23 protein-coding genes are annotated in these 26827 nt (G+C 57.6%); 17 read left to right on the forward strand and 6 right to left on the reverse strand.

Features of this window, described 5'->3' with window-relative positions; translation table 11 throughout:
- The first annotated feature begins 25 nt into the window (after positions 1–25).
- From PKC29_12190 to PKC29_12230, 9 genes are all read left to right on the forward strand, one after another.
- Complete coding sequence (locus tag PKC29_12190; GenBank protein ID HML96176.1) at positions 26–1861, forward strand: ATP-binding protein; 1836 nt, start codon at positions 26–28, stop codon at positions 1859–1861.
- Positions 1861–4761 (forward strand): helicase-related protein, encoded by a 2901-nt coding sequence (locus PKC29_12195; protein ID HML96177.1) that lies wholly within the window; start codon positions 1861–1863, stop codon positions 4759–4761. The genes PKC29_12190 and PKC29_12195 overlap by 1 nt, the downstream gene beginning before the upstream one ends.
- Positions 4758–6752: a BREX-3 system phosphatase PglZ gene (gene pglZ / locus PKC29_12200; GenBank protein ID HML96178.1), complete on the forward strand. Its 1995-nt coding sequence runs from the start codon at positions 4758–4760 to the stop codon at positions 6750–6752. The genes PKC29_12195 and pglZ overlap by 4 nt, the downstream gene beginning before the upstream one ends.
- A complete protein-coding gene (locus PKC29_12205; GenBank protein ID HML96179.1) occupies positions 6752–7507 on the forward strand; it encodes a hypothetical protein in 756 nt (251 codons plus the stop codon). The genes pglZ and PKC29_12205 overlap by 1 nt, the downstream gene beginning before the upstream one ends.
- An 18-nt stretch (positions 7508–7525) precedes the next feature.
- A complete protein-coding gene (locus tag PKC29_12210; protein HML96180.1) occupies positions 7526–8344 on the forward strand; it encodes an SAVED domain-containing protein in 819 nt (272 codons plus the stop codon).
- Complete coding sequence (locus tag PKC29_12215; GenBank protein HML96181.1) at positions 8334–11453, forward strand: DEAD/DEAH box helicase; 3120 nt, start codon at positions 8334–8336, stop codon at positions 11451–11453. The genes PKC29_12210 and PKC29_12215 overlap by 11 nt, the downstream gene beginning before the upstream one ends.
- A gap of 30 nt (positions 11454–11483) precedes the next feature.
- Positions 11484–12638 carry a hypothetical protein gene (locus PKC29_12220; protein HML96182.1) on the forward strand — a complete coding sequence of 385 codons (1155 nt, stop codon included), beginning with the start codon at positions 11484–11486 and terminating at the stop codon, positions 12636–12638.
- 13 nt (positions 12639–12651) lie between these two features.
- Positions 12652–12885 (forward strand): DUF2188 domain-containing protein, encoded by a 234-nt coding sequence (locus PKC29_12225; protein ID HML96183.1) that lies wholly within the window; start codon positions 12652–12654, stop codon positions 12883–12885.
- Positions 12886–13432: 547 nt separating this feature from the next.
- Positions 13433–13675, forward strand: a complete 243-nt coding sequence (locus PKC29_12230; GenBank protein ID HML96184.1) for a GIY-YIG nuclease family protein — start codon at positions 13433–13435, stop codon at positions 13673–13675.
- 31 nt (positions 13676–13706) lie between these two features.
- Here PKC29_12230 and PKC29_12235 read toward each other — a convergent pair whose 3' ends face one another.
- From PKC29_12235 to PKC29_12255, 5 genes are all read right to left on the reverse strand, one after another.
- On the reverse strand, positions 13707–14972 hold the full coding sequence (locus PKC29_12235) for a sigma-70 family RNA polymerase sigma factor (protein ID HML96185.1): 1266 nt from the start codon (positions 14970–14972) through the stop codon (positions 13707–13709).
- A 17-nt stretch (positions 14973–14989) separates the two neighbouring features.
- Complete coding sequence (locus tag PKC29_12240; protein ID HML96186.1) at positions 14990–15334, reverse strand: YciI family protein; 345 nt, start codon at positions 15332–15334, stop codon at positions 14990–14992.
- Positions 15335–15376: 42 nt separating this feature from the next.
- Positions 15377–15871 (reverse strand): carboxymuconolactone decarboxylase family protein, encoded by a 495-nt coding sequence (locus PKC29_12245; GenBank protein HML96187.1) that lies wholly within the window; start codon positions 15869–15871, stop codon positions 15377–15379.
- 195 nt (positions 15872–16066) lie between these two features.
- A complete protein-coding gene (locus tag PKC29_12250) occupies positions 16067–16555 on the reverse strand; it encodes an SRPBCC family protein (protein HML96188.1) in 489 nt (162 codons plus the stop codon).
- Positions 16555–16890, reverse strand: a complete 336-nt coding sequence (locus PKC29_12255; GenBank protein HML96189.1) for a metalloregulator ArsR/SmtB family transcription factor — start codon at positions 16888–16890, stop codon at positions 16555–16557. The genes PKC29_12250 and PKC29_12255 overlap by 1 nt, the downstream gene beginning before the upstream one ends.
- A 223-nt stretch (positions 16891–17113) precedes the next feature.
- Here PKC29_12255 and PKC29_12260 point away from each other — a divergent pair, with 223 nt between their 5' ends.
- From PKC29_12260 to PKC29_12285, 6 genes are all read left to right on the forward strand, one after another.
- Entirely contained in the window at positions 17114–18061 is a 948-nt protein-coding gene (locus PKC29_12260; GenBank protein HML96190.1) for an aldo/keto reductase, read from the forward strand.
- 137 nt (positions 18062–18198) lie between these two features.
- Positions 18199–19224, forward strand: a complete 1026-nt coding sequence (locus tag PKC29_12265; GenBank protein ID HML96191.1) for an ATP-binding cassette domain-containing protein — start codon at positions 18199–18201, stop codon at positions 19222–19224.
- The gene (locus PKC29_12270; protein ID HML96192.1) at positions 19221–20039 is read left to right on the forward strand and encodes an ABC transporter permease; all 819 of its coding nucleotides are present in this window, start codon (positions 19221–19223) and stop codon (positions 20037–20039) included. Before PKC29_12265 ends, PKC29_12270 begins: the two co-directional genes overlap by 4 nt.
- A 306-nt stretch (positions 20040–20345) precedes the next feature.
- Complete coding sequence (gene sulP, locus PKC29_12275) at positions 20346–22070, forward strand: sulfate permease (GenBank protein ID HML96193.1); 1725 nt, start codon at positions 20346–20348, stop codon at positions 22068–22070.
- An 88-nt stretch (positions 22071–22158) separates the two neighbouring features.
- The gene (gene rph / locus PKC29_12280) at positions 22159–22875 is read left to right on the forward strand and encodes a ribonuclease PH (protein ID HML96194.1); all 717 of its coding nucleotides are present in this window, start codon (positions 22159–22161) and stop codon (positions 22873–22875) included.
- A 20-nt stretch (positions 22876–22895) separates the two neighbouring features.
- On the forward strand, positions 22896–23495 hold the full coding sequence (locus PKC29_12285; protein HML96195.1) for an XTP/dITP diphosphatase: 600 nt from the start codon (positions 22896–22898) through the stop codon (positions 23493–23495).
- 21 nt (positions 23496–23516) lie between these two features.
- Here PKC29_12285 and PKC29_12290 read toward each other — a convergent pair whose 3' ends face one another.
- Positions 23517–24290 carry a methyltransferase domain-containing protein gene (locus tag PKC29_12290; GenBank protein ID HML96196.1) on the reverse strand — a complete coding sequence of 258 codons (774 nt, stop codon included), beginning with the start codon at positions 24288–24290 and terminating at the stop codon, positions 23517–23519.
- 256 nt (positions 24291–24546) lie between these two features.
- Here PKC29_12290 and PKC29_12295 point away from each other — a divergent pair, with 256 nt between their 5' ends.
- Both PKC29_12295 and PKC29_12300 read left to right on the forward strand, forming a co-directional pair.
- On the forward strand, positions 24547–26160 hold the full coding sequence (locus tag PKC29_12295) for a CTP synthase (GenBank protein HML96197.1): 1614 nt from the start codon (positions 24547–24549) through the stop codon (positions 26158–26160).
- Positions 26161–26356: 196 nt separating this feature from the next.
- Positions 26357–26752 (forward strand): DUF5329 family protein, encoded by a 396-nt coding sequence (locus PKC29_12300; GenBank protein HML96198.1) that lies wholly within the window; start codon positions 26357–26359, stop codon positions 26750–26752.
- The last annotated feature ends 75 nt before the right edge of the window (positions 26753–26827 follow it).

A 26827-nucleotide genomic window follows, 5' to 3' on the forward strand; every position in this document is an offset into this window, starting at 1 on the left:
GCTTAGCGTGGATTGGAGGGGAATAATGTTTCTCAGGGAAGTCATTCTAAAAAATTTTCGAGGATACAAAAACGAACACCGAATCCCCATCGACCAGCTAACAGCGTTTATCGGGAAAAATGATGCTGGGAAGTCCTCCATCTTTGATGCTTTGGCCGTCTTTTTTGATCATCCATTGGGAAAAATCGACGCTTCAGATATCTGTGTTCACGCCGGGGCCAACGGCGAATTAAGAATCGGCTGCGTTTTTTCGGATTTTCCTGATTCGATCACAATTGACGCATCTTCGGTCACAACGCTTGCAGACGAATATCTGCTGAATGTCGGTGGTGCGCTTGAGATCCATAAAGTCTACGAATTTTCGGACGGAACGCTAAAGAAGCCAAAAGTATTTGCAATTGCCAACCATCCAACGGCAAATGGCTTCGATGGCTTGTTATCAAAAAAGAACGCTGAATTGAAAAAAGCGGGCGAAGCCGCGAATATCGATGCCGGAGTCGATAAACGTTCTAATGCAGCCCTTAGAAGGGCCATTTGGGGAAGTGCAGACGATTTGAAATTGGGCCATTCCGAAATCCAACTGGATAAGGAAGATGCCAAAGCCATCTGGGAACAGCTCTCCAAATACCTGCCCGAATACGCCCTTTTCCGAGCAGACCGCCCGTCAACAGACGAAGACTCAGAAGTCCAGGACCCACTAAAGGTCGCCATAAAACAGGCAATCGAAGAAGTACAAGCTGAACTGGACGCGGTGAAGGAAAAGGTTAAAGCACGCACGCTTGATGTGGCCAATCGTACCATCACGAAGCTTGCTGATTTTGATAGTACGCTTTCATCGCAGCTCAACCCGAATTTCAAATCTGATCCAAAATGGGACGGCCTTTTCAAACTCTCTCTAACTGGAGACGATGAAATACCAATCAATAAGAGGGGCAGCGGTGTCCGGAGATTGGTTCTATTCAGCTTTTTCCGCGCTGAAGCTGAACGGCTTCGAGAAGAGCATAAAAAAGGGAATATTATTTACGCAGTGGAAGAGCCGGAGACTGCGCAGCATCCAGACAACCAGCGAAAAGTAATCGAAGCATTGCAGGCTATCGCCGAGGCGGATGGCTGCCAAGTTATGCTTACCACGCACGTCCCGGCATTGGCGTCACTACTTCCAATCAATTCAATTCGATATGTATGTTCTCACGACCTAAATGGCAGAGATGTCTGTATCGCAGACGATGATGTAATCAAGACCGTTGTCGCTGACCTGGGAATCATACCTGACAAGCGCGCAAAGGTTTTGGTGTGTGTAGAAGGTCCGCATGACCTTCAATTTTTAAGACGGATCAGTAGCTTGCTCCGGGCGGAGGACGACTCCGTCATTGATATGTTTGTCGACCCAAGAGTCGCTCTGGTCGTCTTGGGTGGAAGCACTTTGAAGGAATGGGTAAATCAGCATTACTTGAAAAATGTAGGACTTCCAGAGGTCCACATTTACGACCGTGATGAGCTGAAAAATGGGAAGTACAAATATCAGGACGATAAAGATGCGGTAAACGCAAGAGGTGACGGATCTATTGGGTTCCTGACCGCAAAGCGGGAGATGGAGAATTACCTCCACATTGATGCAATTAGTGAAGCGTTGCAGCCTGTTGTTGGCTTCAACTTCACTTTTGCGCTTTCAGACGACTGCGATGTTGAAACCGAGATAAAAACACTGCTGAACGGTCAAGGAAAGATTCAGAGGCGTTCGATTAAACATTGGCTTAACGAAGACGCGGCAAGTCGAATGAACATAGATCGCTTGAAAGAGCGAAACGGCTATGACGAGATCAAAGGTTGGTTTACCGAGATCGCAAATAGGGTCGTTTGATGAATCAATCGCTTTGGCAATATAGCACCGTTCATAACAGCGCCTGCAAGGTCATCGAGGAACAGATCTTGTGGGGGCAGACGGTGTGCCGTGTCTGGTTGCCGAACCAGGACGCGGTGGTGCGCGTGCCCCGCTCCGCTTTGCGGCCGCTGAGTGCCGACCTGCAGCCGGAGATCGAGGCCGGACGCATTGCCTATGTGGCCGCCGCAGCCAAGGTAGCCGAGGTGCTTGAAGGCTCCACCAGCGCCACCGACGGTCATGTGCTGCTGGCTCCCATGGAGTCCAACGTCATTCCGCTGCCGCACCAGATCCACGCCTTGTCCCGTGCCATCTCCGGCGACCGCGTGCGCTACCTGCTGGCCGACGAGGTGGGTCTCGGTAAGACCATCGAGGCCGGTCTGGTCATGCGCGAGCTAAAACTGCGCGGGCTGGTTCGGCGAATCCTGGTCGTCTCTCCCAAAGGTATCGCTACCCAGTGGGTTGCGGAAATGCAGACCCATTTCAACGAGCAGTTCCAGCTTGTGCTGGGCGACGACATCGGCACCTTGCAGCGTCTGGCTCCAGGGGCTGACCAGCGGAACTCAGCCTGGTCGATGTTCGATCAGGTCATCGTTTCCCTGGATTCGGTCAAGCCCATGGACAAGCGGCGCGGTTGGACCGCCGAGCGCGTTGCCGAATACAACCGCAGCCGGTTCGAGGATCTGATTACCGCCGGTTGGGATCTGGTGGTGGTGGACGAAGCGCACCGCCTGGGCGGCAGCACCGATCAGGTCGCCCGCTACAAACTCGGCAAGGGCCTGGCGGAAGCCGCGCCCTATGTGCTGCTCCTTTCGGCGACTCCCCACCAGGGGAAGACCGACGCCTTTCATCGCCTGATGAACCTGCTGGATGACGACGCCTTTCCGGATATGGACAGCGTCTCCCGTGAGCGGGTGGCCCCGTATGTCATCCGCACCGAAAAGCGCAAGGCCATCGATGCCGACGGCAAGCCGCTCTTCAAACCCCGGCGCACGCAGATGGCCCCGGTGGCCTGGGAGAGCCGTCATCACCTGCAGCAACTCCTCTACGAGGCAGTGACCGACTATGTGCGCGAGGGCTACAACCAGGCCCTGCGCGAGAAGAAGCGCCACATCGGCTTCCTGATGATCCTGATGCAGCGTCTGGTGGTCTCCAGCACCCGGGCGATCCGCACTACGCTGGAACGGCGACTTGCCGCACTCAAGGAAGGCGAACAGCAGGCCAGCCTGCGCCTGGCGGAGCTGGAAAACGGTACGGGGGGATCGGAAAGCCCAGACGATGAAATGGCCGAGCTCTACGACATGGACGGCCAGGAGCTGCTCGATGAGCTGCTGAAGTCTCATGTGTCGGCTCTGCAGAGCGAAGGCAGCCATGTAGAGACCCTGCTCGATGCGGCGGTTCGCTGTGAACAGGCTGGACCGGACGCCAAGGCCGAGGCGTTGATCGAGTGGGTCTACGAGCTGCAAGCCGAGGAAAACGAGCCGGACCTGAAGGTGTTGATCTTCACCGAGTTCGTGCCCACCCAGCAGATGCTGAAGGAGTTTCTGGAAGCCCGGGGCATATCGGTCGTCACCCTGAACGGCTCCATGGATATGGAGGAACGCAAGCAGGCCCAGGACGCCTTCCGCAAATCGCACCGCGTGCTGGTTTCCACCGACGCGGGCGGTGAGGGTCTGAACCTGCAGTTTGCCCATGTCATCATCAACTACGACATCCCCTGGAACCCGATGCGGCTGGAACAGCGAATCGGCCGTGTGGACCGTATCGGGCAGCCCAAGAAGGTGCGGGCAATCAATTTCGTGTTTGAGGATTCGGTCGAGTTCCGGGTCCGCGAAGTGCTGGAGCAGAAGCTCTCGGTGATCTTCGACGAGTTCGGTATCGACAAGACCGGCGACGTACTCGACTCCGCCCAAGCCGGTGAGCTGTTCGAGGATGTGTTCGCCTCGGCCATCCTTAATCCTGACGGTATCGAAACCTCCGTCGATCACACGGTGGCTCGACTTCGCGAAGAAATTCAGCAGGTGCGCGAGGCCTCCGCCATCTATGGCATTTCAGAAGAACCGGATGTGCAGGCGGCTGAGCGTCTGCGTTCCCATCCGCTGCCCCATTGGGTGGAGCGGATGACGGTGGGCTACCTCAACTCGCACGGCGGTGCGGCCAGCCGCAAGCGCTCCTGGTGGGATCTGAATTGGCCGGACGGCCAGGAACATCGCAAGGCCGTGTTCAACGCCCGGGAGGCGGATCGTCTGACCGACGCAACCCTGCTCAATCTTGAAAACAGCCGTGTCCGTGGGCTGGCCTTGAACCTGCCGCAGATCGCGGCTGGCCAGCCATTGCCTTGCGTAAGCGTGAGCGGATTGCCAGCCAGCATCTCTGGGCTCTGGGGGCTCTTTGAAATCCGCCTTCAGGCCGGGATGCACCAGAAGACACAACTCCTGCGCATCCCCATGGTGCGGCGGGGATATGTCAGTGTGTTCCTGAGCGAGGAAGGCAAACTGTTTCTGCCCACGGCCCGGCATATCTGGGATGCGCTGCAGACAGCGGAAACCCAGGTGCAGGCCACCCTCGGCCAGGACGAATCCATCATCGCCCATGAGCGGTTGCAGGAAGCGGCAGAGCAAGCCGGACAGGAGCTGTTCGACGCCCTGCAGCAGGCGCATCTCGCCTCTGTGGCTCGCGAGGAGGAACGCGGCATCGTCTCCTTTGCCTCGCGCCGCAAGGCCATTGAGCGGGTTGGATTGCCGGAGGTGCGGCAATTCAGGCTCTCCCGTTGCGATGCGGACGAATCCGAGTGGCGGCATGAACTGCAATCGGCGCGGCAGATCGTGCCGGAAATCCGGCCGCTGCTGATGCTGCGGATCATCAAGGGAGGCGCTCAATGAGTAGTTGGCGAGACGCCATCCTGAACGACTTTGTACCGAACGTCAGCAAGCTGACCCTGGTCGCCGATCCGGATTGCTTGTTGACCGAGGAGAAGCTGGCGCTCGAATTACGCGGGCGGGGCTTCGACCTGATCGAGTTCAGTGACCCGGTCGAATTCAGATACGCCTATGAGTCCAAGTACCGCTCGATCTGGGATCGGGGTGAGCACACAGACCTGGTGGTGGTCCTTCGCTTACAGAATGCAGAGCTGGAGTCCCTGCCATACGATCTACTCCAGGCGGGCCGGAAGCTGTCGTTCAACCTGGGAGATCTCTTTCCCCATCTGAGCTACCCGGTCATTGAGAAGCTCGACCGGAGCCTGCTGGACGCGCTATTCGAGGCCCAGCGCAAGTCGCCGCCGGATCGCATGGGCGACAACGCCACCAAGGATTTCATTCTCCGTCATGTGTTCGGCATTGCGGCGGAACTGATCGCCAACGAGGTGGAGCTGCTTCGCGCCTTGCTCCGTCTGCACTACGGCAAGCTCCAAATCCCGCTGATGCTGGCCGAGCGGCTCATCCAGGTTCTGAAAGGCCATGATGGGTTCAAGGCGTGGCCGCTTTCCGAGATCGTTCCGGACGATGAGGCCTTCTTCGCCTTTTTGCAGGAACGCTGGCCGCTCTTTCTTTCCAGGCTCGGCAGCGCTCATCAGGTACGGGAGGATTCGCCGGAATACGGCCTCAAGTATCCCGGCCCTGACCGCCTGCCGTTCGACCATCAGGACATCAAGGTCTACATCGACAACCTGTTCCTGGAGGGGAAACTCACCCCAGTCGAGGCCACAGATATTGAAGTGGATGCCGGGTCCTGGGTCCGTAGCGGTATCGCCACCTCCGGCACGGACAATGACGAGTTGCGGATTTCCCGCCTGTTTGACCTTGTCGAAAAGGAACTGCCCACTGCGGAAGCGCGTTACTCGGACTGGACCGCCTTTGCATTGAAATGGGCCGAACTTTCTTCGCTGGTTCACTGCGGCAACAGCACCGAGCATCAGACCCGGCTCAAGGAAATCGGCGATGCACTGAACTCGACCTTCGCCGGTTGGCTGGCGGACCACTACTCCAGTCTGATCAACTTGCCGCCGACCAATCCGGCCATGCTCCACCATGTACCGCGCCGCCTGGCAAGGGACATCGAGGACTCCGGTAGCAGCCGTGCCGCGCTGATCGTGGTCGATGGCCTGGCCCTGGACCAGTGGGTGACCATTCGCCAGCTTCTGCAAAAGCAGGATGCCAATCTGGTCATGCGCGAATCCGCGACCTTCGCCTGGATTCCGACGCTGACCTCGGTATCGCGGCAGTCGATCTTCTCGGGCAAGCCGCCGCTCTATTTCCCGTCATCCATCAACTCGACCAACAGCGAAGAGAAACTCTGGAAGCAGTTCTGGGAAGGCCATGGCCTGTCCTGGCTGGACGTCGCCTACCAGCGAGGTCTTGGCGACGGCGATGCTGCGGGCGTCCTCGACTCCGCAATCCACCCCGGGAAGACCAAGGTGGTGGGGTTGGTCGTGGACAAGGTGGACAAGATCATGCACGGCATGCAACTCGGCTCGGCCGGGATGCACAACCAGATCAAGCAGTGGTGCCATGCAGGATTTCTTTCCGCGATGGTCGGCCAACTGCTGGATTACGGCTATGAGGTCTGGCTGACGGCCGATCACGGCAACATCCAATGCGAAGGTAAAGGCCGCCCATCTGAAGGTGTGATTGCCGAAACTCGCGGCGAGCGGGTTCGTGTCTATCCCACACCGGAACTTCGCGCTCAGGTTGCTGGGGCCTTTCCGTTTGCCCACGAGTGGCAGCCGGTCGGGTTGCCCGCAGATTATTTCCCCCTGGTGGCCGGTGGCCGCGACGCATTTGTGAATCCGGGAGATGCCATCGTAGGTCACGGCGGTGTAGCCATCGAAGAAGTCATCGTGCCCCTTGTGAAGTTTGAAAGGAGGACACGGTGATGGGCAAAAGACACGAAGCCATTGGCATCAAGCAGGCGATTCGTTTCGAGTGGATGCAGAAAGCAGCCAATCTGCTGCTGGCGGGACTCGACGCCAAAACCATCCGTCAGGAGCTGCATGAGTTCCTCGTGGACAGAAAAGGCAATGGCTCAGAGGGCGAGCGAAGCGATCAGACCCGGACCTTCGTGGTCAACAACCTGATGAAGATCTGGGTCACTCCTGACCCCGAGTTGATCCCGTTCCGGGATGCCTCGCTGGCGTTTCTGCGGGAAAAACCGTCCATGGCCCTGGCGGTCCACTGGGGGATGATCTCGGCGGTCTATCCCTTCTGGTTCAACGTGGCCCGCCAGACCGGCCGTCTGTTGGCCTTGCAGGATCAGGTGACCCAGACCCAGATCATCAACCGCCTGAAGGAGCAGTACGGCGACCGGCAAACCGTAAGCCGCTATGCCCGGTTCGTCATCCGCTCCTTCGTCGCCTGGGGAGCCCTGAAGGATTCCGAGGCCAAAGGCTGCTATGAGAAAGCCGCTCCGATGAGCATTGCCGAGCCAAACCTGGCCATCTTGATGTTCGAATCCGCACTCCTGGCCACCCCAGAGGCCAAGGGCGCATTAGGGCTGCTCCTGAATAACCCGGCATTCTTCCCATTCCAGCTCCCCGTGTTGACAGGAGATTTTGTTTCACAACGCAGCGACCGGATCGACGTGGTTCGCTACGGACTGGACGATGAGCTGTTGAAATTGAAGGGCAACTAAATCAGGGATGGGACGTGAATGCCTTGGACTTCGGAACACACTAAATGGCTGGTCGACACCGGCGAACGACTGAAGACCGCCGACGGCAAGGAAGTCGAGGTCTGGGAGTTCCGTCATAAGAACGACGCGGCAGTGCTCTCGGCCTGGGCCAGGCATTTTCGGAATCACTACTGCTTTGACAGCGAAATCGATTATTGGCGCAGAGGGTACAAGTGTTCTCGCGGAGAGTATCTCAACACTATAAAGTTCCCGGACCCAAAAGATGCGCCAGGACCAAGTATCCGCGCTGGCGACTTTGGAGAAGTGCTGGTTGCCGATTTTCTTGAATATCTGCTTGGCTACTGGGTTCCACGTACTCGCTATGGTGACAAAACCATCCGGAACGAGTCGACAAAAGGCAGTGACATCATCGGCTTTCATATCGTCAAGGATGGCAAAGCCTCTTCGAAGGATAGGCTGGCGATCTTTGAAGCGAAGGCGCAATTCTCAGGAAAGAAAGCCAAGGCGAGACTTCAAGATGCGGTAGATGGCTCGGCAAAAGACATCGCACGGAAGGCGGAGTCCTTAAATGCCATCAAGCAAAGGCTGCATGGCCGGAATGAGCTCGATGATGCCGAAAAAATTGAGCGTTTCCAAAACGAAGTAGATCACCCATACAAGGAAGTTTATGGGGCTGTCGCGCTCTTTGAGAATCCGCTTTTTGACGGCCACCTGACATCCTCGACCGATGCCTCCTCTCATCCGCATTCAGGTGAGCTTGCGTTAGTGGTCATCAAAGGGGATCAGATGATGGCACTCGTCCACGAGCTCTACAGGAGGGCTGCGGATGAGGCCTGAACAGAAATCCCAACTCCTGCTGGGCGTCACACGGTCAAAGGCCAAGATGCTCGAGTACGGTGTTCCTGAAGAGCATCACATCAAGATCACCCAAGATCCGGCCAAGCTCTTCACCATCTCGATTGGCCTGCTTGGTGACCTCGCCGCCGCCATCAACCGGGAGGAGCCAGATCCCGATTCTCTCGCAGAGCTGAAAACCAATCTGCTATTTTCCGCCCGCTTTTTCGACTCCTACCTCCAGTCAAAGCTGAACGAGACACTTGATCCCTACCTCGTGCTTCTGGGCTCTGCTTCCTATTACCTGTGCGATCTGCCTGGGAGCGCTTCGGTATTGGCGAAGCGCATCGATAGTGACTGTCCGGATCTGGATGGCGATGCTTTGGAGGACCTGTTGCTCTGGTTGCTGCAGGCTGATCTGCGAACCTATTTTGATGAAACGGAGGGACCATTCGGTGGATTCATCGACGGGATTTCAAAATGGATTCTCCAGTTTTTCGAGGATGGAAATGGCGAAGAAAATCTTCTCGATCTCGCCACGAAGCTGAGGGACGCCGTCTATGAATTCGGCACACCCAGGCAGCTTCTGTTTGGCGATATGATCGCGGCGGTTCTGAGGAAAAAGCTGGAGAATTCCGCCTGGAAGGCTTTGCCGTCATATTCCGGGTTGCCTCGCGACAAATGGCTCCATGCGCTGCAAAAGGATTCGTTCATCAAGGAACTTTGGCCTGCACAACACCTTTTGGGCAAGGCGGATGTTCTCAAAGGCGAGTCTGCCATCGTTCAAATGCCCACCAGCGCTGGCAAAACGAAGGCAACGGAGCTGATCCTCCGAAGTGCGTTTCTGGCCGACCGCGTGTCACTGGCCATCATCATCGCCCCGTTCCGGGCGCTGTGCCATGAGATCAAGAACAGCCTCGTAGAGGCGTTCCACAACGAAACCACCAAGGTGGATGAATTATCCGATGCCCTACAGACCGACTTCGAGATTGCCGAGCTTCTGGGGCACCAGCAGATCCTGGTCGTAACCCCCGAGAAGCTGCTCTACGTCCTTCGGCACGCTCCGGAGCTGGCTGCCCACGTTGGCCTGCTGGTTTTTGATGAAGGCCACCAGTTCGACAGCGGCACACGAGGCATCACATACGAGCTGCTCCTGACGTCGCTGCGCTCCATGATTCCTGAAGGAACCCAGAAGGTCCTGATCTCAGCGGTCATCAGCAACGCCGAGGCTGTTGGAGAATGGCTGAACGGGGAACCCAATGTCGTCGAAGGCACAACCCTGATTCCGACTTTCAGGTCGGTCGGATTCGCGAGCTGGCTCGATCAGTTGGGAAAGATCGAGTACGTCGACAGCCGTGACGCCGAACAAGGTGAGTTTTTCGTTCCGAGGGTGATCGAAAGATTCAATCTCGGAAGGAAGAAGCGGGAAAGGACGGATCGCTTTTTCCCTGAAAAAACGGACGGGCAGGCTATCGCACTTTACCTCGGTCTGAAATTGGTCCCGAATGGCAGTATCGCTGTTTTCTGCGGGCGGAAGTCGACAGCGGCCAGCGTCTGTGAAAAGGCCGTCGATATTATCGAGCGAGGTGCACCGCTGGCCTTGCCGTCAGATATTTCAGACGCCCAGGAAGTTGCGAGGCTAACACATCTGCATATCGAGAATCTCGGCGCTGACGCTCCGGCGTCCCAGAGCGCGGCGCACGGCATTTTTTCCCATCATGGCAATACGCCTCATGGTATTCGGCTGGCGGTGGAGCATGCCATGCGTGACGACCTTGTGCGATTCGTGGTTTGTACCTCGACTTTGGCGCAGGGCGTAAACCTTCCGATTCGATACCTCATCGTGACCAGTGTCTACCAGGGCATGGAACGCATCAAGGTTCGAGATTTCCATAACCTCATTGGCCGAGCGGGCCGAGCCGGGATGCATACCGAAGGCAGCATCCTGTTTGCCGATCCGGTGATCTTTGACAAGCGGAAGGCCCGTAACGACAAATGGCGCTGGGACCAGGTGAAAGAGCTTTTGGAACCGCGCAATTCTGAGCCATGCATCAGCAATCTTCTATCGATCTTCGATCCCATCAAGAGCGATGACGAGAAATACACCATCACCATGGAGGCACTGGATTTTGCCAAGGCCTATATCGATGATCCTGATGAAATTGCCAAGCTGGCGGCGGGGATAGCCGCACGACATGGAGACAAAAATTTCTCCCGAGACGGTGTCGAGCGGCAAATCGCCTGGAGAATCAGCCTAATCTGTGCAGTCGAGAGCTTCCTGCTATCTCATTGGGATGAATCTGAAGATGGTCTTTCGGAAGCTGATGTGATCCGCCTGGCCGAAGGGACGCTGGCTTTCTTCCTGGCTGATGATCAGAAAAAGGAGCATATCCGCGAGTTGTTTCAGCTTCTCGCTGGGAACATCTCTGCAAACATCACAGATCCGGCTCGCCGTAAAATCTATGGCCGGACGCTTTACGGTATTCAAGATGCCCAAGCCATCGAGGGATGGGTCCAAACCAACGCCGACAGTCTGCTTACGATTGTTGATGAAACAGACGCGCTCGATCTTGCCTGGCCATTGCTTACCCGGCATATCAACAGTGGCGTATTCACCAAGTTCGATAAGCCGGAGGTGCTAAAAGAAATCGCACATGGGTGGATCAGTGGAAAGCCCTTCAGCGATCTCCTCAAAATCATCCGTAAGCGAAAAGCCAAGATGATATGGGGCACCCGCCGAAGGGAGTTCAAGATCGATCATGTCGTCGACGTCTGCGAAGGGACGCTCGCTTATGACGGAGCGCTCGTTGTAGGCGCTGTGTGTGAATTCATCGAAACCCTCGACCAAGATGGCACTGGAGACCTGATCAATCGTCTGCAGATTTTTCAAAAGCGCCTGAAATATGGTCTGCCGACCGAAACCACCATTGCCCTTTACGAGCTTGGCTTTTCGGACCGCGTCATCGCTCAGGATCTTGCCGCATCCCTAAACCTGGCAGCGACCCAGAAGAAGGATCTCGTGAAGGCGCTGAAAAAAGATCGGGACGGGGCCAGAGCGGTGATGGAGAGATACCCAATCTATTTCCAGGAGAGGATGAATGAACTCCTGTAGCAGGAAACGCAATCAACGGGTCGTGATTCTATGCCAGACAATTTAAAAACTGCAAAATCTGCTCTCGCCAAGATCCATCAGGACATGGAGTCCATCAACCGGCTGGCCAAGCCGTCCTATCTGAGCGTGATCGAGCAGATGGAGCGCACGCTGGAACCGATCCGTCGTCAGCAGTTGGAAATCAGTCGCGCCCTTGAACTGTCCGGAGCAGCGGCCCGGATACAGGAGATCGTCAGTGCCAATCAACACTGGCAGGATTTAATAAAACAGGCCACCGCGACAAGTCGTATTACCGAGAGTCTTTCGGCTGCGCATCAGTCATGGCTTGATACGATCAAACCTATCCAGCACGACTTCTCGCAGCTTTCACAGCTTCAAGCCTCCGCCAAGCTGGCTCTGTGTGATACATCCTTGCGGCTTGCCGCCACGGAACGGCTCATGGCGGGCATCGATTTCGAGGCGATAAGGGGACGTTTTCAAATCGAGATACCAGTCATAGCGGGGCTGGAGAGCTCGATAGCCCATGTGGCAGCCTCGTATGGAAGTTTGGCAGAGTCACTGCGGGAGATCTCGGACATCACGCGGCTGCCTGCCTTCGTTTTACCTGGGGCCACCCGTGAGATCTACACCACCAGCTTCGCGCTCGAGACCCTTCGCCCCTGGGATGACCGCGATGAGGACGAGGCCGAAACGGAAATTCAGCTTGTCGCCGAAGCAGAGCTGGAAACATCGGGCTGCATCGCTCTTCTGCAGCAGGTCGATCCGGGGCTCGCTCGCCCGTACATCGGCGCTCGAGATGCCCTGCATGGGAACAATGCCGACCGGGCAAGACACATTCTGAGCTCGCTCAGGGAGCTGTGGAACCATCTGCTCAGGCGTTTGGCACCCGATGATCTCGTCGCCACGTGGATTCCGGGTGTGTCCAATCAAAAGGATCTGCTACATGACGGCAAGCCTACACGTCGAGCCAGGGTACTTTATGTCTGCCGGGATCTGAACAGCGATCCGCTGACCGACTTCCTGATGCACGATACCCGGGCACTGGTGAAGCTGATCGAGCTGTTCAACCGGGTCCACGAATTGGAAACAGAACTGACCGATGAGCAGCTCAGGGCCATTCTCCTCAAAACCGATTCGTGGCTGATGTACATACTGCAAATCTCGTCGGGAAATTTTCACAAGTAAACAGGAGGCAACCATGCCAAAGAAACCAGGATCACATCATGTCGTACCCAACGCCGACGGCGGCTGGGACGTCAAGAAAGACGGCGCGACCCGTAGCAGCGGCCACTTCGACAAGAAGCAGGATGCCGTCGATGCCGGGCGCAAGATCAGCCAGAACCAAGGCACCGAGTTCTACATCCACGGCAAGGATGGGAAGATCCAGAACAAGGACAGCCACGGGAACGATCCATATCCGCCGAAGGGGTGATGCTCGGGCCAATTCGATTCCGGTTTTGGGAACCGAACCGGCGTCCGAAAACCGGATTCGAAGTTGTTGCGGCTCGACGCCAGGTATGCGGTTTTACTACAAACCCGTCACCCTCGTCCGGTGCTTGGAAATCAGGGGAGAAAATCGTTTCTCTGGTCGGGTTGACGGGAAGTGGTTGTGGGAGATGACTTCGGCGTTTATTATCAAGGAGTTACGAGGAGCGCGTGCTTTGAGACTGTTTTGCGGTAGGTCGTCGTTCCCTCCACCACCCGAAGCTCGTAGAGCGAGGGTGGTGTCACCCGTAGCTTCAGCGAAGGGGGGACAAAAACCTAACACATACTGCATACCCCTTCGAGATTCGGATGGTGCAATCAGTTGAAACGCTCTTATCGAAAACTTAGCCTATGGCTTATCAAAGCAATGTGGTGTCGCCCGTAGCTTCAGCGAAGGGGGACAGGCCCCCTGACATACGCCCCATCACGCAGCCTTTATTCCTCGAAGCTTCAGCAAAAGGGAACGGCGAAGGGGGATAAATCTGCAAATCAACATGTTCTATGTATATCTGATTCAAAACGAATCCCATCCTGACCGGCGCTACATAGGATGTACCCAAAATTTAAAAGAACGCCTGCAAAGGCATAACGCCGGCAGAGCGTCACATACGGCGCAGTATATCCCCTGGAAACTTGTAACTTACCTTGCCTTTTCCGACAAATTTAAAGCACAGGAATTCGAACGCTATTTGAAATCCGGTTCCGGACAGGCCTTTGCACGTAAGCGTTTCTGGTAAGGTGCAACTGCAAAGTTTCTGCAATTGTCAGCTAAAAACCACACTCCCTCACCCTCCTCCCAAAAAACTCCCTCTCCGCAGGGCTCCTCGCAAGCTCGGCCGCCTTCTCAAAATGCCTCGCCGCCTCTTCCCTCCTCCCCGCCATAAGATGAAACTCCCCCTGCGACGCCTCGTAAAACGGATAGTTTTTAAGCCTCTCCGAATCCGGGATCTTCCCGATCTCGGCCAGCCCTTCGTCTGGCCCGAACGCGTTCCCCAAAGCTACCGCCCGGTTAAGCGCCACAATCGGCGAAGGGGCGATGCCGTAAAGCGTATCGTAAAGCCCGAGTATCTTCCCCCAGTCCGTCTCCTCGTACGAAGGGGCCGAGCAGTGAAGGGCCGCTATGCCCGCTTCGATGTGAAATTCGCTGAGCTCTTCCCCGGAAGACGACATCGTCAGAAAATAAAACCCCCTGCCGATCAAATCCCTGTCCCACTTCGAGCGGTCCTGCATCCTTAGCTGGACGAGCCCGCCGTCCTCGCCCGTCCTCCCCGAAAGCCGCGCCGCCTGAAAACAAAAGAGCGCGAGCAGGGCGTGCGTCCGCGGCCCGGCGCTTTCCGGGTGTTCGCTCAAAAGCAGCGCGAGGCGAATCGCTTCGAAGCAAAGCTCCTCCCTGACGGTCTCTTCCGCCCTCGTGCCGTGATATCCTTCGCTAAACAGTAAATATATCGCCCGGTAGACGGCCTCCAGGCGCCCGGGTATGTCCGGCGCGGTCGCTATCTCCACGAATTCGCCCGACGAGCGGAGGACATTCCTCGCCCGTGTGAGCCGCTTTTCTACCGAATCCTCGCTCACTAAAAGCGCATGGGCGATCTCGGCGACGCCGAACCCGCAAAGGGTCTTCAGTATTAGCGTCATACGCGCCTCGGTCGAAAGGGCAGGGTGGCAGCACGAGAACATCATACGGAGCTGGTCGTCCCGTATCTCGCCGGCGAATGCCGCATCCTCTCCTGGCGGAGAATCGACCGGCGCAAGCTCGCGCTCCAGCCCGGGCGCGATGTGCCGGAACCGTCCGTCGCGCCTCACGATGTCTATAGCCCTGTTCCGCGCGACGCGCATCAGCCACGCGGGCGGGTTCTCGGGCACGCCGTAAACGGGCCACGTTTCCAGAGCCCGGAGGAGCGTGTCCTGCACGACGTCCTCGGCCATGCGCAGGTTGCCAACACCGAATACCCTCGTCAGGTACGAAACCATCTTCCCCGCCTCACGGCGAAACAGATGGTCCACGAGCCCCGATACGTCTTTCGTGTCGGTCATCACGACACCGGCGGCCCCTACATCTTCATGAACGGGCGGATCTCGACGGAACCGTCGCTTTCTAGGATCGGGCACCCATTGGCCAGCTCCGCCGCCTGCTCCAGGTCTTCGGTGCTCACGACCATGTACCCCTGTATGAAGTCCTTAACCTCTACATACGGCCCGTCCGTAACTGCCTTCGCTTTACCCTTGACTACCTTCCCGTTCTCGCTGAGCCTTTCGCCCGTGAGCTTCAGGTTGCCGCTCTTCTCGATTCCATCTACCCACTCCCTCCACTTCTTGATGGTCTGCTGCATCTGCTCGGGCGACATCGACTTCCACGCCTCGGGATTACTCCTGAAGAGATATATAAAATCTGCCATTTTATTCTCCTTTAGCGGTCTCTTCCTGATTTTAACATCTATTCACGCGGCCAGTCCCTTTCCGGACTTCGCCTTCACGACCGGTATCTGCGCCCCGGCGGGCTGCCTCGTCGCGACGTTCACCCTGTTCCAGAAATTGATGAGCCCGATATTGACGACGAGCGCCCCGAGCCCGGTTTCGTCGTAATAATTGGCCGCCTCCCGCCAGACGTCGTCCGGCACTGCATCGCCCCTGTCGTTAATCCTCGTCACGGCCTCTGTCAATTCAAGCGCCGCGCGCTCCTCGTCCGTAAAGTGCGGCGATTCACGCCACGCGGCCACTCCGAAGATTCGCTCGTCGGTTTCACCCGCTCTCTTCATCTCGCGTGAATGCATGTCCACGCAAAATCCGCATCCGTTTATCTGGCTCGCGCGGAGATAAACGAGATTGAGCGTCTTCATAGGGACGCCCGCCTTCTTCGCGGCCGTCCCAAGCGTGAAAAGCGCCTGCATAGCGTCGGGCACTACAACCGCCGGGTTCTGCATACGTGGTGTTATATGTGACATATGGCTTCTCCTCTCAATACTAATGGATTTTAGAGGCCTTTTCCCGCCTCTGTATATAATGACGAGCGAAAAAGCCCGACCGGGACATGCTAATTTTCCGGGAGGATAAAAAGGCCGGCCCCACGGGCGGTACGGGGCCGGGTGTTGGAAGATATTCTACAATTTCAGGCTGTTTATTATGCCGCGTTAAGCCTGGAGAGTTTTGACGAACGCCACGAGCTGGTCGAGCGCCGTTCCCCATCCCTCGTGGAACCCCATTTCCTCGTGCTGCTTCCTGCCCGCTTCCGTAGGATGAATAGCGATAGCCGTGTACTTCGTCCCGCTGCCGTGAGGCTCCAGCAGAAGGAAGGCCGTCATGAAGCCAACCTTGTCCGCCGGGCGATAGCCCTCCTGGAGTGCGTCCGTCCAGACGAGCTTCTCATTCTCGACGACCTCCAGAAAGCAGCCTATATTCGGATAGTCCTCTCCCTCGGGCGAGCGCATAACGGTATAAAAAAGCCCTCCGGGGCGGAGGTCTATCTTGCAGTCCACCGTCTGCCACGGCGCGGGCGTAAACCACTTCGTCACGTATTCCGGCGTCGTCCACGCCTTCCATACGAGCTCCCTCGGCACGTCGATCACTCGTTCGAGTATAAGGTCGAGCTTCGGGTCCAGATTATATTTAGTGCTTGCCATCATTCTTTCTCCTTGAGTTCATATAAGAAATTGTCGAGTTGATCGAGGCGCTTCTCCCAGAGCGCCCTCTGTTTTTCGATCCACGTCCCCGCCTTTTCGAGCGGCCCGGGCGCGATCCTGTACGTCCTCACGCGCCCCTTCTTCTCCGAGCTCACGAGCCCGCATTCCTCTAGCACCCCCAGGTGCTGCGTGAACGAGGGGAGGGCCATGTCGAACGGCCTCGCAAGCTCGCTCACGGCTGCCGGCCCCCTTCCGAGCCTCGCGAGAACAGCCCTCCGCGTCGGGTCTGACAGCGCGTGAAACACACTGTCGAGCTGTATATTATTGTTAGGCATATGCCTAGGTATCTCCGACGCCGGTTATCGTGTCAATCCTTATTTCTATTTAATTTGATTCAGCGATGGGGCAAAAGTTTCGGAAGGGCACGGCTCCCGGCCGGGATAGAGCGGCCCCCTGATATAATTCCCTCCCCCTGTAAGCAGGGGGAGGGTAAGAGTGGGGGTTACTTCATAGTCCGGTAAACTATTTTCGACACAATTCCCCGGAGGAGATGCAACCATGGAAATGAGAAAACTCGGAAACTCGGACTTATACACGGCTCCCGTCGTCATGGGAGGCAACGTATTCGGCTGGACCATAGACGAGAAACAGTCGTTCGCCGTCCTCGACGAATTCACCGGGCTCGGGTTCAACGCCGTCGATACGGCCGACGTCTATTCCCGCTGGGGCCGCGGCAACGAAGGCGGCGAGTCCGAAACGATAATCGGCAAGTGGATGAAGGAGCGCGGCAACCGGGGCAATATACTCCTCATTTCCAAGGTCGGCTACGACATGGGCGAGGGAAAGAATATCAGCAGGAAATATATACTGAAGCAGGTCGATAGCTCTCTCAAGAGGCTCCGGACGGATCATATCGACCTCTACTTCACACATCAGGACGACGACGTCACGCCCGTCGAGGAAACGCTCTCGGCCCACGAAGAGCTCATCAAGGCCGGAAAGGTCAGGTGGATCGGGGCGTCGAACCTCTCCCCCGAAAGGCTCAGGGAATCGCTCGCGGCGAGTGCGGCCAAGGGCCTCCCGAGATACGAGGTATTCCAGCCCGAGTACAACCTCTACGACCGTCAGGGGTTCGAAGAGGGCGTGGGGCCGGTTTGTAAAGAGCACGGCCTCGGGGTCATAGTCTATTTCGCACTGGCAAGGGGCTTTCTCACGGGCAAGTACAGGAGCGAAGCCGACCTCGGCAAGAGCGTCAGGGGACGGGGCATAAAGGATTATCTCGGCGAGCGCGGGATGCGAATACTCAGGGCCCTCGACGAGACGGCCGAAAAGCACGGCGTTTCGCAGGCCGCCGTTTCCCTCGCATGGCTCATGGCCAAGCCGCCCGTAACCGCGCCGATCGCGAGCGCGACCAGGACCGATCATCTGAAATCCTTCACCGAGGCGGCCGGGCTCAGGCTCGATTCCGAAGACATGTCGCGGCTGGACGAGGCGTCGGCCTACTGAAGGGGCGTCCAATTGTCCGCCCGGGACGCGGCGAGCCACTTGAAACTCGCCGCCCGTCCTGCATCCTTTATAACCTGACGCGGCGGGAAAATTAACGGAATGCGCATCTTTACGCGGCGGGCATACTCGAATAACTTATGGATAATGCGATCGTAGTCGAAGGGCTCCGAAAGTCCTACGGGAAGCTGAGCGTACTCGAAGGGATAAACTTCTCCGTCAGGCGTGGCTCCGTCTTCGGACTCCTCGGCCCGAACGGCGCGGGGAAGACGACTACGGTCCGCATACTCAGCACGCTGCTCAAGCCCGACGATGGACGAGTCACAGTAAACGGCCACGACGTCGTAACGGACGCGCATAAGGTCAGGGCGAGTATCGGCCTCACAGGTCAGTACGCCGCCGTGGACGAATACCTCACCGGTGAGGAAAACCTCCTCATGATAGGGCGGCTTTACAGGCTGAGCGTCGCCGATGCGAAACGCAGGACAGCCGAGCTCCTTGAGCAGTTCGGCCTCGTGGACGCGGCCAAAAGGCCGCTAAAGGCCTACTCCGGCGGCATGCGGAGGCGTCTCGACCTTGCGGCGAGCCTCATAGCGTCGCCGTCCGTGATATTCCTCGACGAGCCCACGACGGGCCTCGACCCGCGGAGCCGGCTTATAATGTGGGATATCATAAAGGAGCTTGCGGCCGGCGACACGACAATACTCCTCACGACGCAGTACATGGAAGAGGCCGACAGGCTCGCGGAGGATATTGTCGTCATCGACAAAGGCACGGTCATATCCCAGGGCACGCCGGACGAGCTCAAGGCCCGCGTCGGCTCCGAACGCATAGAGCTTGCCATAGCCGAGGGCTCCGACTTCGCCGCCGCCCAAAGGGCCATATGTGCCGACGGCGACTACGTAGACCCGAAGAAGAGAACGATAAGCGTCGCCACCAAGGGTGGAGTTACCGAGCTGAAGGATGTTTTAGACAAGCTCACACGCGCCGGTGTGGAAGTCGAGACGCTCTCCCTCCACCGTCCCACGCTCGACGATGTGTTCCTCACCCTCACGGGCCACGCGGCCTCGCCCGCCGACACGAACGGCAACTCCGACAGCGATTCGAAAAGGGGCGATGCGCCGGATGCCGAAGCCGCGAAAGAAAAGGAGAGGATAAAATCATGACTTCACTGCCGCGCAAGGTCGAACCAGCCCGCCATTCCGAGCTCTACTGGATGCTGAGCGATTCGTGGGTGCTGACAAGGCGGAGCATAAAGCACATCACGCGTAACCTCGACCAGCTCCTCTCGCTGATAATAATGCCCGTGATGTTCCTGCTCCTGTTTCGTTATGTCTTCGGCGGGGCGATAGACACGGGCGGGACGACGTACGTCAACTTCCTCGTCGCGGGCATACTCGTCCAGACGCTTGCGTTCGGCTCCAGCAACACGACGGTCAACCTCGTCCTCGACCTCAGGCGGGGAATCATCGACAGGTTCCGCTCGCTTCCGATGTACAGCTCGTCGCTTTTGACTGGCCACGTTCTCGCCGACCTCTTCCGTAACACGATATCTGGCCTTATCATGGTTGCGGCCGGTCTCGCCGTCGGGTTCCGCCCGACCGCCGATATAGGAGAATGGCTCAAGGTGCTCGGGCTCCTGCTGCTCTTTACATTCGCCGTGTCGTGGTTCTGCGCCATACTCGGCCTCGTCGTAAAGAGCTTCGAGGCCGCGCAGTGGATAAGCTTCATCTTCATAATGCCGCTCACGTTCGCGTCGAGCGCATTTGTCCCGACCGATGGCATGCCGACCGCGCTTAAAATTTTCGCCGAAAACCAGCCGTTCACAATAGTCATACAGGCCATGCGAGCCTGGCTCGTCGGAACGCCGATAGGCAACGACGGGTGGCTGTCAGTCGTCTGGTGCACGGGCATAACGGTCATCTGTATGCCGATAGCGGCGTGGCTCTTCAGGCGCCAGGCCCGCTTCCCGGCTCTCTAATCCCTTTATTCCCGAATCCCGGCAAGCCTGTCCCCGGGCGAGGGAGGGCTATTTTTACACATTCTCTATCGAAGGCTTGACTGGCCATCTTTTCCCTGAACAATTATGCTATTCGTTTTGTTAACTCTGATGAAGGTACATACCACGTTTAAACATATACATCCGCCAGTCATTACCGCTTCAAAGACCGACGTAAACACAGTCCGCCCGCCACTCAGCGGTTAAGGATTACAGTCCGGAGATAAAGCCCCGGCGCATTATTCGACCAGGTTCCACATTTCATTCAAAAAAAGGCAACGGAGAGCGATGCTTAAACCCAAGCTGTTTACGACCCTAGAAACGTATAGTAAAAAAACATTCATGGACGACCTCTTCGCCGGCCTCACGGTCGGCGTCGTCGCCCTTCCTCTCGCCATGGCCTTCGCCATAGCCAGCGGCGTCCCGCCCGAGCGCGGCCTCTTCACCGCCATCATCGCGGGTTTCCTCATATCCTTACTAGGCGGGAGCCGCGTCCAGATAGGCGGTCCTACAGGGGCCTTCGTCGTCATCGTCGCAGGCATCATGGCCGAGCACGGCTACGACGGCCTCGTCTACTGCACCATAATGGCCGGTTTTTTCCTTATCGCCCTCGGCCTCAGCAAGATGGGCGGCCTCATAAAATTCATCCCGTTCCCTGTGATAACCGGCTTCACGTCCGGCATCGCCGTCGTCATATTCTCGACTCAGATTAAAGACCTCCTCGGCCTCCGGATGCCGACCCCGCCCGCGGAATTCATCCCCAAATGGATCGAGTACGTAAAGCACCTCGGCACGTTCACGCCCGCCGCGGCAGGGCTCGGTATAGGAACGATAATCGTCATCTTCGTCACCCGAAAATTCATCCCCAGGTTCCCGGCGATGCTCATAGGAATGGGGGCGGCCACTATAGTTTCCGTCCTCCTTGGACTCGATGTCGAGACGATAGGCAGCCGCTTCGGCGACCTTCCCCGCGTCCTGCCCGCGCCCGAGCTCCCGGCCTTCGACATAGAGAAAATGAAGAGCCTCATCGCCCCGGCTTTCACGGTCGGCCTCCTCGCTGCCATTGAATCGCTCCTTTCGGCGACAGTCGCCGACGGCATGATCGGCGGGCGGCACCGCTCGAACATGGAGCTGATAGCCCAGGGGGCGGCAAACGTCGGCTCGGCCGTCTTCGGCGGCATACCGGCCACGGGTGCGATAGCGCGTACGGTGACGAATATCAAGAGCGGCGCGAAAACCCCGGTCGCGGGTATCATCCACGCCATATCACTCGCGCTCATACTCCTCATCTTCGCCCCGTACGCGAAGATGATCCCGCTCGCTGCGCTGGCCGGGATACTCGTCGTCGTCAGCTACAACATGAGCGAGATCGAAAATTTCATAGGGCTCCTCAAGGCCCCGAAGAGCGACGTTATGGTGCTCCTGACGACGTTCGCGCTCACGGTGTTCGTCGATCTGACCATCGCCGTTCAGGTCGGCATAGTCCTCGCGGCGCTCCTCTTCATACGCCGCATGTCCGAGGTCACCAACGTCGGCATAGTGACGCGCGAGCTCCAGGGCAACGGCGAGGACGACACCGGCGACCCGAACGCCATATCCAGGCGCGACGTGCCGTCCGGCGTCGAGGTATTCGAGATACAGGGGCCGTTCTTCTTCGGCGCGGCCGACAGGTTCAAGGAATCCGTCAGCCTCATAGAAAAACCCGTCCCCGTCATAATACTCCGCCTCCGTAACGTCCCCGCGATCGACGCGACCGGCCTCTACACGCTTAAGGACTTTCTCCATAGATGCAGGCGCGACCACACGACGCTCATCCTCTCCGGCGTTCACACGCAGCCCCTCTTCGCCATCGAGCGCTCGGGCCTCTGGAACATGATAGGGAAGGAAAACATATTCGGGAACATCGACGACGCCCTCGACCGCGCGAGGGAGATACTAGGCCTCCCGAAGGTAGAGCGCCCAGCGCCCTTCGTCCCCGTCGTCGCGAGAGAGGCGGAGAAGGCGCCCGAATAATCGCCTGCCCCGAGCCCCGCACCTATTAACCGCCGGCCCGTACTCGTATATATTATTGTCCTTAAAACGTGGCAGCGAGGTATAACGCATGAGATCAGGTGGAAGGGACTGGGACGAGCTCAGGCCCGTAACGATAACGCGCGGCGTCATGAAGTACGCCGAAGGCTCCGCGCTGATAGAAACCGGCGAGACGAGAGTCCTCTGCACGGCGACGGTCGAAACCAGGGTTCCGCCGTTTCTGAGAGACACGGGCAGGGGATGGGTGACGGCCGAGTACTCGATGCTCCCCCGCTCGACGAAGGACAGGATAACCCGCGACAGCGTAAAGGGCAGAATAGGCGGACGCTCGCACGAGATACAGCGCATAATAGGACGCGCCCTCCGTTCCGTGATCAATCTGGACAAGCTCGGCGAAATGTCTATAACCATCGACTGCGACGTCCTCCAGGCGGACGGCGGCACGCGGACCGCGGCCATAACGGGCGCGTTCGTGGCTCTCTCCGACGCGGCGCTCCACCTCGTAAGCACCGGGGTCCTCGCCGACAGCCCCATGCAGGATTACATAGCCGCCGTCAGCGTCGGAATCGTCGAAGGCAAGACCGCGCTCGACCTGGACTACGAGGAAGACTCCACCGCAGAGGTGGACATGAACGTCGCCATGACGGGCTCCGGCCTCCTGGTCGAGGTGCAGGGGACGGCCGAGGGCAAGCCCTTCAGCAAAAGAAGGCTTTCACAGCTCGTCACGCTCGCCGAAAAGGGAATAAACGAGCTCATACAAAAACAAAAAGAAGCGCTCACGGAATAAACCCGAACTGGAAACGACTTATGATCGACGAAATAGTTTTGGCTACCGGCAATAAAGGAAAGATAAAGGAATTCGAAGGACTCCTCCGCGGCGTGGCAGGGAAAATAACCGGCCTCGGCGACCTCGAATCACCGCCCGAAATCGTCGAGGACGGCGATACCTTCATGGAGAACGCGCTCAAGAAGGCCCGTGCGCTCGCGAAATATTCCGGGAAGCCCGCGCTTGCAGACGATTCCGGCCTCGCGGTGGACGCACTCGGCGGAAAGCCGGGCGTATACTCGGCCCGGTATGCAGGTGAGGGCGCGACAGACGAAAAGAATATAGACAAGCTCCTCGGCGAGCTCGGCGATACGGAGAACAGAAACGCCAGGTTCGTATGCTTCCTCGCCCTCGTCACTCCTGACGGGAAGGAGACGGTGGTCAGCGGAAAGTGCAAAGGGATTATACTCACCGAGCGCAGGGGCAGCGGCGGGTTCGGGTACGACCCCGTCTTTTACCTCCCCGAATTCGGGAAAACGATGGCCGAGATACCGTCCGGGCTCAAGAACGAAATCAGCCACAGGGCGCGCGCCGTGGAAAAACTCGTCCGCATCTTGAAGGAAGAATCGTCCGGCGTGTAGATCTCTCCCGGCATGACACGGCTAACCCGGCTTCCGCCCCGTGAATACCGCTATCGGGAACGTGAACACGAGCTTCCCGTTCTCGCGGCGCGCGTTTATGCCCAGCGCATCGACGCCTATGTCGCCCTCTATTATCGCCGTCACCTCGGCCCTCTGTTCGGGCGCATGTGAAGAAGCGTCGAGCAGATGCTCCACGTCGGCGTCGAGCCCGTATGCGCCGTACTGCACGTCTTCGAGGCCCGATTCCCCGAACAGACGGCTGAATTCCGGCCCCGTGAGGGCGTGCGCGTGCGAATCGTCCCTCAGCTTCTCCATCCGGTCGTATTCCTCCGAAGACTCCTCGGCGACGCAAACGTCGGCGACGAGTACCCTTCCCCCGGGCCTGCACACGCGTATCATCTCGCCGAACACGGCCCCGGGGTCGAGGAAGTGATGGAAGCTGTAACGCGTTATGACGCGGGAATATTCCCCGTCGGAAAAGGGCAGCGGGTTTGCGTTCCCGATAACCCAGTCCACGTTCGTAAGCTCCTTTCCGGCCGCGAGCTCGCGCGCCTTTTCGATCATCGCCTCCGTAATGTCTATGCCGGTAACGTGCGAAGCACGGCGGGCAAACTCGCACGCGACGAGCCCCGGCCCGCACGCAACGTCGAGCACATTGTCGCCCGCCCCGACGCCCGACATTTCGATCAACATGTCCATTGCGTTCATGTGTATGTCGAGCTCGGCGAACGGCGCCGCCTGCTTCGAGAACTGGTCCACTATCCTTTCGAGGTGCCCCCTTTCTGCGTCACTCATCTCTATCGCCTCCGGACTAAAGGTATAAGCGGAATAGGCTACACGCAGAAAGCCCCGTGTAAACAAAATCCGCTCTGATCGCCATCAGCCGGCGCGGCAAAATCACTGAAACCGGGCCGTATTACGCCTGTTTCCGGCTCCGTAAATTTTTTGGCCCCGAGGGTCTTGCAACCGCTCTGGCTTTCGAATATATTAGTAAAGACCAAGACGGTCCCGCCATTAATTTTCAAAAATCGTTCTCTGAGGTCATAGATATTTGAAGACTAAATTCATATTCGTAACGGGTGGTGTTATGTCCTCTCTGGGAAAGGGGCTCGCCGCCGCATCTATCGGTGCGCTCCTCGAAAGCAGGGGGCTCGAGGTCACGCTCCAGAAGCTGGACCCCTACATAAACGTCGACCCCGGCACCATGAACCCCTTCCAGCACGGCGAGGTATTCGTCACGGACGACGGCGCCGAGACCGATCTCGACCTCGGCCACTACCAGCGCTTCACCAACGCCCGGCTCTCGCAGAAGAACAACTTCACGACCGGAAAGGTCTACCACTCCGTCATCATGAAGGAGAGGGAAGGGAAGTACCTCGGAAAGACAGTGCAGGTGATCCCGCACATCACCGACGAAATCAAGTCACGCGTGCTCGACGTCGCGGGCGACAACGACGTCGTGATCGTCGAAGTCGGCGGCACGGTCGGCGACATCGAAAGCCTCCCGTTTCTCGAGGCCGTAAGGCAGCTCCGGACGGAGCTCGGCCGCGAAAACACGCTTTTCATACACCTCACCTACGTCCCCTATCTCGCTGCGGCGGGCGAGCTCAAATCCAAGCCCACCCAGCACAGCGTAAAGGACATGCTGCAAATCGGCATCCAGCCCGACATACTCCTCTGCCGGACGGACAGGTTCCTCCCGAAGGAGATAAAAGAGAAGATCGCGCTCTACGGCAACATCCGCATGGACGCCGTAATCACGGCGAAGGACGTCGAAACCATTTACGAAGTCCCGCTTATATTCCACCAGGAAAAACTCGACCAGATAATCACCGACTACCTCAAGATGTGGACCCGCAAGCCTGACATCGCCGTCTGGGAAAACATCGCCTACAGGTTCTCGCACCCGAAAACGGACGTCACGATTGGCGTCGTCGGTAAGTACGTCAGCCTCAAGGACTCTTACAAGAGCCTCCACGAGGCCCTTTCCCACGGCGGCATGGCGAACGACTCCCGCGTGGAGATCAGATACGTCGATTCCGAGGACATCGAATCCCAGGGAGTAGACTCGCTCCTCTCCGGAGTTCACGGAGTCCTCGTCCCGGGCGGCTTCGGCAAGAGGGGATTCGAGGGGAAGATAGAGGCCGTAAGGTTCGCCCGCGAAAACAAGGTCCCGTTCTTCGGCATATGCCTCGGCATGCAGATGGCTGTCGTCGAATATGCACGCAACGTCTGCGGCATCCTGGGGGCGGGCACCCGCGAGTTCGGCGACGACGTCCAGGACCCGGTAATCGACCTCATGGAGGAGCAGAGGGACGTGAACGACATGGGCGGGACGATGAGGCTCGGGGCCTACCCGTGCATACTCAAAAAAGACACGCTGGCCTTTTCGGCTTACGAAACGGACGAGATATCCGAAAGGCACCGCCACAGGTACGAGGTCAACAACGCCTACAGGGCGGCTCTTGAAGAGAGCGGCCTCATACTGAGCGGGCTGTCTCCCGACGGAAAGCTCGTCGAGATGGTCGAGCTCAAGAACCACCCTTGGTTCCTCGGCTGCCAGTTCCACCCCGAATTCAAATCCACGCCTCGCGATCCGCACCCTCTCTTCAGGGATTTCGTCAAGGTCGCCATGGAATACAAGTCCTCGCGTAACGCGGCCTAGCGTGGGGCCGACGAGGCTCCGGCGATATCCGGAGAGAATTTTCGCTGCGTATCCCGTAAAAAAGGCACGGTCCGGCTGTAAACACCTTACACATCCTCAGCGATCCGCCTGAAAATTTCAGTGTAACTCCACCTTCTCATGCTATATTTATATAGTGAAACGCCGGTCGGTTGCGGCCCGCATCGGGAGGTATGGAATGAAAAAAATATCGCTGAAAAATAAGACCGTTTATATTATCGGTCTTTTCCTGGCGGCCGTGTTTTATGCCTGCCCGGCCCTGTCCGATGTGCCGCCCGGGCAGAAGCCCGAGGTCGAATTCCTTATAGAGACGGTGCGCACGACCGACTGCAAATTCGACAGGAACGGAAAGACGTACAGCGGCAAGAAGGCCGCGAGCCATCTCCAAAGAAAATACAACCACTACAAGGACGAGATAACCTCGACCGAAACGTTTATAGAATACTCCGCGACAAAGAGCATGCTGTCCGGGGCCGACTACTACATCATTTGCCCGGGCGAGCCGCCGGTTAGGTCCCAGGACTGGCTCCTCGAGAAGCTTTCGGAATTCAGGCAAAAGAACAAAACCGAATAAACCCCCGTATTTCCGCCCGTTTGACGAAATTTTTTGTAAATCTCCTCCGCTCAATTAGAATAGTTACCCCATGAT

It is taken from the genome of Thermodesulfobacteriota bacterium, assembly GCA_035325995.1.
Lineage (GTDB): Bacteria > Desulfobacterota_D > UBA1144 > Nemesobacterales > UBA2774 > JADLGH01.

Coding starts and splice junctions, on each gene's coding strand:
- PKC29_12255 (HML96189.1), bottom strand. CDS start 16,890: ATGCCTAACAATAATATACAGCTCGACAGTGTGTTTCACGCGCTGTCA.
- PKC29_12195 (HML96177.1), top strand. CDS start 1,861: ATGAATCAATCGCTTTGGCAATATAGCACCGTTCATAACAGCGCCTGC.
- PKC29_12230 (HML96184.1), top strand. CDS start 13,433: ATGTTCTATGTATATCTGATTCAAAACGAATCCCATCCTGACCGGCGC.
- rph (HML96194.1), top strand. CDS start 22,159: ATGAGATCAGGTGGAAGGGACTGGGACGAGCTCAGGCCCGTAACGATA.
- PKC29_12235 (HML96185.1), bottom strand. CDS start 14,972: ATGACCGACACGAAAGACGTATCGGGGCTCGTGGACCATCTGTTTCGC.
- PKC29_12300 (HML96198.1), top strand. CDS start 26,357: ATGAAAAAAATATCGCTGAAAAATAAGACCGTTTATATTATCGGTCTT.
- PKC29_12270 (HML96192.1), top strand. CDS start 19,221: ATGACTTCACTGCCGCGCAAGGTCGAACCAGCCCGCCATTCCGAGCTC.
- PKC29_12215 (HML96181.1), top strand. CDS start 8,334: ATGAGGCCTGAACAGAAATCCCAACTCCTGCTGGGCGTCACACGGTCA.
- PKC29_12210 (HML96180.1), top strand. CDS start 7,526: ATGCCTTGGACTTCGGAACACACTAAATGGCTGGTCGACACCGGCGAA.
- PKC29_12220 (HML96182.1), top strand. CDS start 11,484: ATGCCAGACAATTTAAAAACTGCAAAATCTGCTCTCGCCAAGATCCAT.
- PKC29_12250 (HML96188.1), bottom strand. CDS start 16,555: ATGGCAAGCACTAAATATAATCTGGACCCGAAGCTCGACCTTATACTC.
- PKC29_12240 (HML96186.1), bottom strand. CDS start 15,334: ATGGCAGATTTTATATATCTCTTCAGGAGTAATCCCGAGGCGTGGAAG.
- pglZ (HML96178.1), top strand. CDS start 4,758: ATGAGTAGTTGGCGAGACGCCATCCTGAACGACTTTGTACCGAACGTC.
- PKC29_12265 (HML96191.1), top strand. CDS start 18,199: ATGGATAATGCGATCGTAGTCGAAGGGCTCCGAAAGTCCTACGGGAAG.
- PKC29_12285 (HML96195.1), top strand. CDS start 22,896: ATGATCGACGAAATAGTTTTGGCTACCGGCAATAAAGGAAAGATAAAG.
- PKC29_12260 (HML96190.1), top strand. CDS start 17,114: ATGGAAATGAGAAAACTCGGAAACTCGGACTTATACACGGCTCCCGTC.
- sulP (HML96193.1), top strand. CDS start 20,346: ATGCTTAAACCCAAGCTGTTTACGACCCTAGAAACGTATAGTAAAAAA.
- PKC29_12225 (HML96183.1), top strand. CDS start 12,652: ATGCCAAAGAAACCAGGATCACATCATGTCGTACCCAACGCCGACGGC.
- PKC29_12290 (HML96196.1), bottom strand. CDS start 24,290: ATGAGTGACGCAGAAAGGGGGCACCTCGAAAGGATAGTGGACCAGTTC.
- PKC29_12205 (HML96179.1), top strand. CDS start 6,752: ATGGGCAAAAGACACGAAGCCATTGGCATCAAGCAGGCGATTCGTTTC.
- PKC29_12190 (HML96176.1), top strand. CDS start 26: ATGTTTCTCAGGGAAGTCATTCTAAAAAATTTTCGAGGATACAAAAAC.